Below are 11,953 nucleotides of genomic sequence, written 5' to 3'. Positions count from 1 at the left end.
GGCTCAGCAGCCCTGCACCGCCAACTTGCGCTGGCGCTGGTTGGCGGCGCGCTGCCACAGCACCAGCGCCAGCCCGGCGGCGGCAATGACCGCGCCCGCCACCGGCACCGCGGCATACCCCAGGCCGGCCGAGATCACCCCGCCGCCGGCCGCCGCGCCCACCGCATTGCCCAGGTTGAAGGCGCCCACGTTCACCGACGACGCCAGGCCAGGCGCGTCGGTGGCGGCGCGCATCACCCGCATCTGCAGCGGCGGCACCACGGCAAAGGTGCCGAAGCCGAAGATCAGCAGCCCGATCGCCGCGCCCGCCGGGGTCTGGGCCAGCCACGGGAACGCCAGCAGGTCGGCGATCACCAGCACCAGGAAGGCGATCAGGCTGCCGTCGAGTGAGCGGTCGGCGAAGCGGCCGCCGGCGGTATTGCCGATGGTGAAGCCAATACCGATCAGCACCAGCATCGCCGTCACGAAGTGGGGCGACGCGCCGGTCAACTCGGCCAGCGTCGGGGCCACATAGGTGTACAGCGTGAACATCGCCCCCGCGCCCAGCACCGTGGTCAACAGGGCCACCAGCACCACCGGCGTCTTGAGCACCGCCAGTTCATGACGGATGTCCGGACGCCGGCCCGCCTCGCCCGCCGGCAGCGCGAGCCACAACGACAGCATCGCCACCAGCCCCAGCACCGAGGTCGCGGCGAACGACATGCGCCAGCCGATCACCTGACCCAGCCAGGTAGCCGCCGGCACGCCGCCGACGTTGGCGATCGTCAGCCCCAGGAACATCGTCGCCACCGCGCTGGCCTGCCTGTGGCGCGGCACCACGCTGGCGGCCACCAGCGACCCCAGGCCGAAGAAGGCGCCATGGTTCAGGCTGGTCACCAGCCGCGCCAGCAGCAGCGTGGTGTAGTTGGGCGACAGCGCCGACAGCAGGTTGCCCAGCGTGAAGATCGCCATCAGCATGATCAGCGCCTTGCGGCGCGACCAGCGCGACAGCGCCAGCGTCATCAGCGGCGCGCCGAGCATCACGCCGATGGCGTAGGCGCTGATCAGCATGCCGGCGCTGGGGATGGACACCCCCACGCCGTCGGCGATCACGGGCAGCAGGCCCATGGGAGAGAATTCGGTGACGCCGATGCCAAAGGCGCCAACGGCCAATGCCAGCAATGGCAGGCCGGCTTTCACCGGCGGGGTTTCATGGGTAGACATACGGGTTCCTTGGTTGGGTGCGCCGACCAGGGAAAACCGGAAGCGTCGCGGCGAAGGCCGCAGCGTGGGGCGGGTCTGATCGGAAGACAGGCGGCCAGTATGACGGGTATACCCTTGCGGAAAAAGCGACTAAACGGCGAAAGACTTTTGACCTGGAGTCATGAATGATATGAGGGGGGGGTTCCGGGGAGCGGACCGGATCAGCCCGGCAATTCCCAGCGTTTGGCGAGCTTGCGAATATTGGCCCGAATCCACGGGACCAGACGCTCGATCAGCGTGCTTTCCGTTCTTGCCGTGGCCTGCCGCGCCAGGTCGGCCTGTACCGTTTCCAGCGCCGACGGCAATTCCGTCACCAACGCCTGCGCCACGCCGGCCACATAGCGGGGGCTGAAGCCCAGTTCCCGGGCCATCGCATCCAGATGCCCGCGGCCGATGTGGCCCGGCCTGGACTCGCCACCCACGGCAAACGCGAAATTGCGGGCCAGGCCGGGATACAGCGCGGTACACATCAGGTTATAGAACGGCGCCAGGCGGTACTGGCCATCTGGTGTTTGCAGCACGGACAGGTTCTTTGCATGGCTATCGTTGTTGCCAACGCAAAGGTTGAAAAGCACCCACAGCAGGAACCGCTTGAGGTCCGCCGCGTTGACGCCCATGCCCCCGAGCAGTTCGCAGCAATGCGCCAGCGACGGCCCGCCATCGGCTTCGTATTTCACGTCCGAGGGCTTGCCTGCCAGTTGGCACAGATCGAGTTGATGCTGGCGCAGCAGGCCCCCCGCGCCGTCCGCCGCGCGATCGTAGCGGGTGACCAGGCACGCGCGGGTATCCGGTTGCAGGCTTGCCTCGGCCACGCCGAGCCCCAGGCGCGCCGCCAATTGCATCACCAGGGTTTCATTGAGCGCCGATGACCAGACGCCATCAAAACCGCGCATGTCCGGCTTGAGGATGTGCGTGGAGGGCGCGGCGCCCTCCGGCCAGGCCGGCGAGCCATCCGGCATGACCATCAGCAGCAGCTTGTCCTGCGCGCCCGCCAGTGAAATACGCGCCCCGTCGGCGTTTTCAGCGACCAGGGCCGGTTGCGCCGGATCCAACAAGCGCACGGCGATCCCGCCCTCTCCAATGAAAAAGGCGCCCTCGCGGGCGCCCTTTCACCTGTCACGCCAACCGCTTACTTCAGCAGCAGCGCGTTCAAGCGCTTGACGAACGCTGCCGGGTCGGCGATCTGCGCGCCTTCGGCCAGCAGGGCCTGATCGAGCAGCAGGCGCGCCCACTGGTCGAACTCGCCGTCGTCGGCGGCGCGGATGCGCGCCAGCAGCGGGTGTTCCGGATTGATTTCCAGCACCGGCTTGACGTTGGGCGCTTCCTGGCCGGCCGCCTTCAGCATGCGCAGCAGGTGCGGGCTGAGTTCGTTCTGGCCCACCACCACGCACGCCGGCGAATCCACCAGGCGCAGCGTCACGCGCACTTCCTTGACCTGGTCTTCCAGGGTCTTCTGCAGGCGCTCGACCAGCGGCTTGAAGTCCTCGGCCACTTCGGCCTGGTGCTTCTTTTCTTCCTCGTCGGCCAGCTCGGCCAGGTCGAGGCCGCCCTTGGCCACCGACACCAGCGACTTGCCATCGAACTCGCGCAGGTACGACAGCATCCATTCGTCGACGCGGTCGGACAGCAGCAGCACCTCGATGCCCTTCTTGCGGAAGATCTCCAGGTGCGGGCTGTTGCTGGCGGCGGCGAAGGTATCGGCCGTGACGTAGTAGATCTTGTCCTGGCCTTCCTTCATGCGCGCCACGTAGTCGGCGAACGACACGGTCTGGGCCTGGTCGCCGGTGTGGGTCGAGGCAAAGCGCATCAGCTTGGCGATGCGTTCCAGGTTGACGTGGTCTTCGCCCGCGCCTTCCTTGAGCACCTGGCCGAATTCCGACCAGAACGTGGCGTAGTCTTCCGGCTTGTTCTCGGCCAGGTCTTCCAGCAGCGACAGGATGCGCTTGGCCGAACCTTCGCGGATGGCGCGCACGTCGCGGCTTTCCTGCAGGATTTCGCGCGAGACGTTCAGCGGCAGGTCGGCCGAATCGATCACGCCGCGCACGAAGCGCAGGTACGACGGCAGCAACTGGTCGGCATCGTCCATGATGAAGACGCGCTTGACGTACAGCTTGACGCCACGGCGGCCGTCGCGGTCCCACAGGTCCATCGGCGCGTGCTTGGGCACGTACAGCAGCTGCGTGTATTCGCTGCGGCCTTCGACGCGGTTGTGGGTCCAGGCGAGCGGGTCGTCGTAGTCGTGCGACACCGTCTTGTAGAACTCGCGGTACTGTTCTTCGGTGACGTCGGCCTTGTTGCGGGCCCACAGCGCGTTGGCCTGGTTGACGGTTTCGAGCTCGTCCTTCTTGACCTGCTCGCTCTTCTCCGAATCCCACTCTTCCTTGGCCATGCGGATCGGCAGCGAGATGTGGTCGGAATAGCGGCGCAGGATCTCGCGCAGCTTCCAGCCGTTGAGCAGTTCGTCTTCGTCGGCGCGCAGGTGCAGCGTGACGTCGGTGCCGCGCGTGGCCTTGTCGGCGGCGGCGATGGTGAATTCACCCTGGCCGTCGGACTCCCAGCGGATGGCGTCGGCGGCGCCGGCGCGGCGGCTGACCACGGTGACCTTGTCGGCCACGATGAACGACGAATAGAAACCCACGCCGAACTGGCCGATCAGCTGCGCGTCCTTTTGCTTGTCGCCCGTCAGCTGCGAGAAGAACTCGCGCGTGCCGGACCGGGCGATGGTGCCCAGGTTGGCCACGGCTTCGTCGCGCGACAGGCCGATGCCGTTGTCGGAAATCGTGATGGTGCGCGCGTCCTTGTCGTAGCTGACGGTGATGGCCAGCTCGCCATCGCCTTCCAGCAGCGCCGGATTGTCGATGGCTTCGAAGCGCAGTTTGTCGCAGGCGTCCGATGCGTTCGACACCAGCTCGCGCAGGAAGATTTCCTTGTTGCTGTACAGCGAATGGATCATCAGGTGCAGCAGTTGCTTCACCTCGGCCTGGAATCCCAGGGTTTCGGACGTGGCGGTCTGGCTCATCGTTGTATGAAAAGTCGGAAAATTAGGGACAAAAGGAAGCCGGATAGCGGGGCGCATGGCCCAGGCGGTCTCCGGGAAACCCTATTGTGATGGGGGCCATGTGAAATATTTCAAGACCGGAAAATGCAGCGGCCGACCAGGCTGCCCGGCCCGCCCCACGATCTGGCCGGCCGCCCCCGGCATCAGTCCAGAAAAAACGACAGCACGCCGCGCCGGTAACGCGTTTTGGCCTCCAGCACCTCGTCGGACTCGGGCGCCGCCAGCTTCCCGCTGCGCACCAGATTGCGAATGTCGTCCGTCTTGATCTGCCGCGTCTGCCGCGAGCGCAGCAGGAAATCCGCCGCCATTGGATCCAGGATGCGATAGATCGCGCTGGGGATCAGCTGGTCCGGGCCCAGCTCGTCGAGATAATAGAGCGCGTCGCCGTTGCGCCAGACCGACCCGAAGCCGTGGTAGACACCGCCCAGTCGGGTCCACTGGCCCGCTGGCGCGTCCTTCATGCGCAGGATCAGCGTGGAACGGGAAATCAGGCGCCCGCCGGTGCGCGAGCGGTTCCACACGGCCTTGCCCTTGAGAAACAGCAGCTGGCGGCCGTCCCAGAACACATACGGCGACAACGCCGTGAAGCCGCCCGCCGCGAACGGATCGTCGCCGGCCCGCTCCACCACGCGCTTCTCGCTGTTGTAGAAATAGATGCCGTCCTTGCCGGCGAACAGCGCATGCAGCATGTGACGGCCCGCCTCGCTCAGCAGCCGGTACGGCGCATGCGCGCGGTCGAACGCCAGCGCGCCCAGGTACACCATGCCGTCGCGCGGGTCATGCAGATAAGGTTGGCGATGGAGGTTGCCGACCGTAAAGGTATACAGCGCCGGATCGTCCGATAGCGGCAGCAACGTCTCCCGGTAATAGACCCGGCGGCCATCGCCGAAGAAATTCTCGCCCGGCCGCGCCTCGCCCCGCTGGATCGCGGCGATGCGGCGCAGCCGCGCCGGATCCGCCTGCGGCATTTCGCGGCCTTCGTAGAACACGCGTGCGCCGTCGGTGGCCAGTTGCCGATCGAGCAGCGGCCGGTAGGGCTGCGCGCTGGCCGGCAGGGCCAGGAACGGGTACAGGTAGGTCTGCGGCTTGTCGCCCTTGCCGGCGCGGTACAGGATCGTCTGCCAGAGCTCGTCCATCTTGCCCAGCTCGCCATTGCGCTCGGAGGCAAAATCGCAGAAATACGTCACCGCGCCGTCGCTGAAATAGCTGTTCCCCAGGTAGCGCGTCGATGCGGGCCGCATCCCCGGCAGCACCCGATTGCCGCAATACACGTGGCGCCCATCGCGCGCCGCCTGCCGGCCGTCATAGCGGCCCGTGTCGAAGGTTTCGAACGCCGCCGGATCCGCATCGCGCATCCGGTAATAACCATTGCTGGGCACGGCCGCATAGACCTCGCCCTGGTAGCGTTTGTAGATGCTGCTGCCATAGGACTCGCCATGGTCGATGGCGGTGAAATCGTCGCCGCCGGCGATCAGCCACGACAGCAGGCCCAGCGGCAGGATGACGGCCAACAAGACCAGTAAGATCACGATCCCTCTGGTGCGCTTCTGCATCGATTCCCAGGCCGGCGGCCCCTGGTTGACGGACCAGAATTCTATCAAGCCCCCCAGGGCAGCCCTGCGGCGGACGCGCTGCACCCGGGGACCTTCCCCGCTAAAATCCCGCACTTTCCTCTCCCGCCCCCGGCCGACCCTGCCGCCATGCAACCCGCCTCCCTGACCCCACCCGCCGCCCACGGCGCGCCCGCCGACGACGCCCCCCGCCACGACCTGGTCTACGGCCCCGACGACCGCCCCGCGCCCCCCGTCGCCTTCGTCGCCGCCCTGCAGCACCTGCTGGCCATCCTGGTGCCCATCGTCACCCCTGGCCTGCTGATCTGCCAGGCCCTGGGCGTGAGCAGCCGCGACACCACCCTGATCGTGTCCATGTCGCTGGTCATCTCCGGCATCGCCACCTACGTGCAATGCAAGCGCTTCGGCCCGCTGGGCGCGGGCCTGCTGATCGTGCAGGGCACCAGCTTCAACTTCGTCGGCCCGCTGATCGCCGGCGGCTCGGTCATGGTCAAGCAAGGCACGCCGGTCGAAGCCGTGATGGCCGCGATCTTCGGCGTCGTCATCGCCGGCTCCTTCGTCGAAATGGGCATCAGCCGCATCCTGCCCTTCGTCAAGCGCCTGATCACGCCGCTGGTCACCGGCATCGTGGTGCTGCTGATCGGCCTGACCCTGATCAAGGTAGGCCTGATCAGCATGGGCGGCGGCTTCGGCGCCATGGCCAACGGCACCTTCGCCAGCGCCGAGAACCTGACACTGTCGGGCCTGGTGCTCGGCACCATCATCCTGCTGAACCGCGTGCCGGTGGTGTGGATCCGCAGCACCGCGCTGGTGCTGGCGCTGGCCGTCGGCTACATTGCCGCCGCCTACATGGGCCGCCTGGACTTCACCGGCGCGCGCGAAGCCGCGCTGTTCCAGCTGCCGATGCCGCTGCACTTCGGCCTGGGCTTCTCGTGGGCGCTGTTCGTGCCGATGCTGATCATCTACCTGGTCACCTCGCTGGAAGCCATCGGCGACGTCACCGCCACCAGCAAGGTGTCCAAGCAGCCGGTCGAAGGCCCGCTGTGGATGCAGCGCATCAAGGGCGGCGTGCTGGTCAACGGCGCCAACTCGCTGCTGGCGGGCGTCTTCAACACCTTCCCCAGCTCGGTCTTCGCCCAGAACAACGGCGTCATCCAGCTGACCGGCATCGCCAGCCGCCACGTCGGTGTGTGGATCGCCGGCATGCTGATCCTGCTGGGCCTGTTCCCCGCCGTTGCCGGCGTGCTGCAGGCCGTGCCCGAACCCGTGCTGGGCGGCGCCGCCATGGTCATGTTCGGCGCCGTGGCCGCCTCCGGCATCAACATCCTGGCCGGCATCCACTTGGACCGCCGCGCCCTGCTGATCATCGCCGTGTCGCTGGCCCTGGGCCTGGGCGTGTCGCAGGTCCCCGAGATCCTGTCGCACCTGCCGCACGCGGTGAAAAGCGTCCTGGAATCGGGCGTGGCCACCGGCGGCATCTGCGCGCTGGTAATGAACTGGTTCCTGCCGGAAAAGAAGTAGGCCGGCCGGGCCGGCGTCCACGGGCGCCGGCCCCTTGCCTGACAATTTTTCCCAGACCGCATATAATCGCGGTCTTCGCTTTACCCGCGACCGTCACCTGGACGGTTCCGCGACCAGCCTGCCCGGGTGGTGAAATTGGTAGACGCAGGGGACTCAAAATCCCCCGCCGCAAGGCGTGCCGGTTCGATTCCGGCCCCGGGCACCATCTCTAGAATCGCCGTTGTTCACAGCATCGCGTACGGTTCCTTGCCTTATTCCCTGTAACGGGAATTCCCCAAAAAGATAGACGGATGCGATGCCCAGGCCAAGGGCAGCCAGCGCGCGCGGCATTTCGAAATAGGCCCAAAGTGCAACGGAACGCCAAGCGGTCTATCATGCATTCCAACGCTCTCACGTCCGCAAAGACAAGAAATGGAAGAAGTCATTCAGCGGTTGCGCCAGTTCCGCGACGAGCGCAACTGGCAACAGTTCCACAACCCTAAAGACCTGGCCCTGGCTCTCAGCATCGAGGCCAGCGAACTGCTGGAGGTTTTCCTATGGAAACCCCCGGAAGCCGCCGATCGGGAAAAAGTGAAAGAAGAGCTTGCCGACGTCTTGGCTTATGCGCTGCTGCTGTCAGACGCGTATGACTTCGATATAAAGAAGATCGTTCTGGAAAAAATCGAAAAGAACGAACAGAAGTACCCCGTCCACAAGGCAAAGGGAACCGCGAAGAAATACAACGAGCTATGACCCAGCCGCACCTCGTCGAAGTGAACCGCTATCGGTTCTCCGCAGAAACGCTGACCGAAATCGAGACCAACGCATACGCAGCGAATTGTTGGCCGCTTGTTTATATCCTCAGCGATGGAACAACGCGTTGCGCCTATGTCGGTGAGACGACAGACACGCTGGCCCGCCTGGGCACGCATCTCAAACATCCTCAGAAAAAATCATTGACGACGGTACACCTCGTCAGCAGTGAACGCTTCAACAAGTCAGCGACTCTCGATATAGAGTCTTCCCTCATTAAGTACATGTCAGCCGACGGTCGTTTCAGCATGTTGAACGGCAACCTCGGCCTGAGCGACCACAACTACTATCAGAGGGATGAACTCTATTCCAGGATATTCCGCCAAACCTGGGACAGACTGCGCGAGCAAGGAATCGCCCAAAGGTCAATCGAGGCCATCGACAATTCCGATGTTTTTAAATACTCGCCGTACAAATCGCTGTCGGCAGATCAACAACAGGGTCTGATCGAGATAATGCGATCGCTTGTAGACCCAAGTCTCCAACACATTGTGGTCCAAGGCGGCGCCGGAACCGGAAAGTCGGTATTAGCGATATTCCTTTTCAAGCTCATTCATTCCAACCTTGAAGAGCTGGATCTGCGCGAGTTTTCCGAGGAAGAGCAGGAAGTGCGGGATCTGCTGCGACAGATCAAGAAATCGCATCCAACCCCCCGCATGGCCCTTGTCGTACCCATGAGCTCGTTCAGGAGCACGCTGAAGAAGGCATTCAGGAACGTGGCAGACCTACGTCCTGATATGGTCATCAGCCCGTCCGAGTTGACGAAGAAACGTTACGACATTGTCTTGGTCGATGAGTCACACCGACTGCGCAAGCGCGTCAACCTGGGTGCCTATTTCGGAAGCTTCGACACAGCTTGCGCAGTTCTTGGATTGGACAAGAACACCTGCAGCGAGGTGGACTGGGTCAAGCGCCAGTCGGATAAAGCAGTCTTCTTCTACGACCCGAACCAGAGTATCAAACCATCCGATGCCGACGCGTCCGACTTCGAGAAGATAAAGTCTTCGCCCGACAGTACGGTCATAACGCTGGCGTCCCAGTTCCGGGTACGTGCCGGGCAACACTACGTGCGATTTGTCGATGATCTCCTGCATATTCGGCTTCCGGCGGATGAGAGGTTCAGTTCCAGCAAGTACGAATTTCTGGTTTTTGACAAACTCTCAGACATGGTCAGGGAGATAGAGCAAAGAAACTCCAGCTACGGTTTGGCGCGACTGGTGGCTGGTTACTCCTGGCCCTGGATTTCCAAGAAGTCCCCCCACCTGCACGACATCGAAATCGATGACGTGCAACTGCGCTGGAACAGCACCACGCTGGATTGGATCAACGCGAAAGGCGCCGCAAGCGAGGTCGGTTGCATTCATACCACCCAGGGCTATGACCTGAACTACACCGGCGTAATCTTCGGACGCGAAATTCGCTATGACGAGAAACTAGGCCAGATCGTCATTGACCGGAAAAACTATCATGACCGGAACGGAAAGCAGGCCATTGAAGACCCGAATGCACTCAAGCAGTACATCCTGAACATTTATCGGACCATCATGTTGCGTGGCATACGCGGCACGTTTCTCTATGCGTGCGACGACAGCTTGAGGCGATATCTGAAGCGGCATGTGGAGAGCTATAGATCCAACATCATCGCCTTTCCGAGGTTTGACCGCCTCCTGGAACCTTATGTCAACGCAGTCCCGCTCTACGACCTGCGAGCGGCGGCAGGCGGTTTCAGCGCGCTCCAGCAAGTCGAACATGAAAACTGGGTAGCCGTCCCCGATGGCATGCCCGTGGGAAAGAACATCTTTGCTTGCCATGTAGTCGGCGAATCCATGGACAAGATCATCCCCAACGGCTCCATCTGCCTGTTCCGCTTGAACCCGGGCGGCAGCCGGAACGGAAAAATCGTGCTGGTGGAATGCGCCGACACGCAGGACGGCGATGCTGGTTCGCGATACACGGTGAAGGAATATCAGAGCTTCAAGGTGAGCACCGAAGACGGCGTCGAAAATCAAAAGATCCTATTGAATCCGCGATCTACTAATCCTGCGCTACGTCCAATTGAGCTCAGCATGGAAGACAGCGAACATCGTTATCGCGTGGTGGGCGAATTTTTGGGTGTGATTGGTTAGTTGACCTGCTCTGAGAAACTCGTACCACTGGGTATTTGAGAAAATAGCTTCTGTGACCCTAACCCAGTTTTTAGTACCGATCTAAATTAGAGAAATCCGGCATGATTTCACCATATGGAATAGGAGCCATGCCGTGAAGAGGTCGAAATACACCGAAGAGCAAATCGCCTTTGCGCTGAAGCAGGCCGAACTGGGAACGGCCGTACCCGAGGTCTGCCGCAAGATGGGCGTGAGCGAAGCCACCTTCTACAACTGGAAGAAGAAATTCGGCGGGCTTGGTCCCTCCGAGCTGCGACGACTTCGCCAGCTTGAAGAGGAGTGCAATCGCCTCAAGCGCCTGGTCGCGGACTTGTCGCTGGACAAGGCTATGTTGCAGGACGTTCTGGCAAAAAAGCTCTGAAGCCTTCGCGGCGCCGCGTACTCGTGGATGATCTGATGAAGCGCTACGGCGTCGGCGTGACCAAGGCATGCGCCGCAGTCATGATTTCCCGGTCGTTGTATCGCTACGAATCGTGCCGACGCGACAGTGGCGCGCTGGTCATGCGAATCCACGAGATAGCGCATACGCGCGTTCACTACGGATACCGGCGTGTACACGTGATGCTGCGCCGCGAAGGCTATCGAGACAATCACAAACGGGTCTACCGTTTGTATCGAGAACAAGGCTTGTCGTTGCGGCACAAGCGCCTCAAGCGCAATAAGTCGGCGCAACGTCGCCAACCCAAAGCGGTCGCGCAAGCCATCAATGACATCTGGAGCATGGACTTTGTCATGGACCAATTGTTCGATGGTCGCCGCCTGCGTGCGTTGACTCTGGTCGACAATTACACCAGAGAGTGTCTGGCCATCGACATTGGGCAAAACCTGCGGGGTGACGATGTGGTGGCGACGCTCGGTCGCGTATGCGCACTGCGCGGCTTGCCGCGCGTCATCAAAACCGATAACGGCAGCGAGTTCATCTCAAAAGCCATGGACAAATGGGCATACGAAAACGGCGTGGAAATCGACTTCAGCCGACCCGGCAAGCCGACGGACAATGCGCAGTGCGAATCCTTCAATGGCCGCTTCCGTCAGGAATGCCTCAACAGCCACTGGTTCTTGTCATTTGCTGACGCCAAGGAGAAAATCGACGCCTGGCGGACGTACTAAACGAGGTTCGTCCCCACTCCGCGCTGAAGTGGCAGGCACCTGCTGAATACGCGCGCCAGCACTTGGCCAGCGGCCAAAGTACCAACCTCAATGAGCCGGAAATCTCTAATTCTGATCCGGACTAATTCGGGGTTAGGGTCACACCACCTCTGTGGCTGCGCATACCTAAACCATATTACCCATACTTCTTGTAAGATCGAGTTACCTACGGCAAGGGGACATCATGGCTGGCGAAGGTACATGCAGGTTACAGCCCCACAAAACCATATCAGATGCCGAACGCGGTCGACGCCAATCGGCTGTTAACTACGCGCGGGCCTCGGTCGGTCTAGAAAGTTTCTCGCTCAGTGAAGCAGATGAGGCCCACGTCCAGCGTTTCGTCGATGGTCAGATAAGCCTGCAAGAGTTTGTGCAGCCGCGCTGCTGACGCGTGAACGCTCCCAAAGTCTTCGTCATGACGAAGAAATTTAGGATTTGGGGACTAGTGCAGGATA

Annotated in this window: 7 protein-coding genes, 1 tRNA gene and 2 pseudogenes; 6 read left to right on the top strand and 4 right to left on the bottom strand. The window is 62.4% G+C overall.

Annotated features, from left to right (window positions below):
- Nucleotides 1–3: 3 nt before the first annotated feature.
- From K2W61_RS11190 to K2W61_RS11175, 4 genes are all read right to left on the bottom strand, one after another.
- Complete coding sequence (locus K2W61_RS11190) at nucleotides 4–1,203, bottom strand: MFS transporter (protein ID WP_236755620.1); 1,200 nt, start codon at nucleotides 1,201–1,203, stop codon at nucleotides 4–6.
- Between the two features lie 200 nt (nucleotides 1,204–1,403).
- Complete coding sequence (locus K2W61_RS11185) at nucleotides 1,404–2,303, bottom strand: HipA domain-containing protein (RefSeq protein WP_236755618.1); 900 nt, start codon at nucleotides 2,301–2,303, stop codon at nucleotides 1,404–1,406.
- A gap of 68 nt (nucleotides 2,304–2,371) precedes the next feature.
- On the bottom strand, nucleotides 2,372–4,261 hold the full coding sequence (gene htpG, locus K2W61_RS11180; protein WP_175140319.1) for a molecular chaperone HtpG: 1,890 nt from the start codon (nucleotides 4,259–4,261) through the stop codon (nucleotides 2,372–2,374).
- 182 nt (nucleotides 4,262–4,443) lie between these two features.
- Nucleotides 4,444–5,829 carry a DKNYY domain-containing protein gene (locus K2W61_RS11175; RefSeq protein WP_236755617.1) on the bottom strand — a complete coding sequence of 462 codons (1,386 nt, stop codon included), beginning with the start codon at nucleotides 5,827–5,829 and terminating at the stop codon, nucleotides 4,444–4,446.
- Between the two features lie 171 nt (nucleotides 5,830–6,000).
- Between K2W61_RS11175 and K2W61_RS11170 the strand changes: the two genes are divergently transcribed.
- The 6 genes and pseudogenes from K2W61_RS11170 (at nucleotide 6,001) to K2W61_RS27875 (ending at nucleotide 11,893) form a co-directional block, all read left to right on the top strand.
- Nucleotides 6,001–7,392 carry a uracil-xanthine permease family protein gene (locus tag K2W61_RS11170; protein ID WP_175140317.1) on the top strand — a complete coding sequence of 464 codons (1,392 nt, stop codon included), beginning with the start codon at nucleotides 6,001–6,003 and terminating at the stop codon, nucleotides 7,390–7,392.
- Between the two features lie 120 nt (nucleotides 7,393–7,512).
- A tRNA-Leu gene (locus K2W61_RS11165) sits at nucleotides 7,513–7,597 on the top strand.
- Nucleotides 7,598–7,803: 206 nt separating this feature from the next.
- Nucleotides 7,804–8,124: a nucleotide pyrophosphohydrolase gene (locus K2W61_RS11160; RefSeq protein ID WP_175140316.1), complete on the top strand. Its 321-nt coding sequence runs from the start codon at nucleotides 7,804–7,806 to the stop codon at nucleotides 8,122–8,124.
- Complete coding sequence (locus K2W61_RS11155; protein ID WP_236755616.1) at nucleotides 8,121–10,310, top strand: DNA/RNA helicase domain-containing protein; 2,190 nt, start codon at nucleotides 8,121–8,123, stop codon at nucleotides 10,308–10,310. The genes K2W61_RS11160 and K2W61_RS11155 overlap by 4 nt, the downstream gene beginning before the upstream one ends.
- Nucleotides 10,311–10,443: 133 nt before the next feature.
- Nucleotides 10,444–11,584, top strand: a pseudogene (locus K2W61_RS11150) (IS3 family transposase).
- Nucleotides 11,585–11,682: 98 nt separating this feature from the next.
- Nucleotides 11,683–11,893 (top strand): annotated as a pseudogene (locus K2W61_RS27875) (antitoxin VbhA family protein).
- Nucleotides 11,894–11,953 lie beyond the last annotated feature (60 nt).

The organism is Achromobacter pulmonis (genome assembly GCF_021733725.1).
Taxonomy (GTDB): domain Bacteria; phylum Pseudomonadota; class Gammaproteobacteria; order Burkholderiales; family Burkholderiaceae_B; genus Achromobacter; species Achromobacter pulmonis.
The sequence above is the reverse complement of the archived record's forward strand: the minus strand, read 5'-3'. Positions and strand labels throughout refer to the sequence as shown.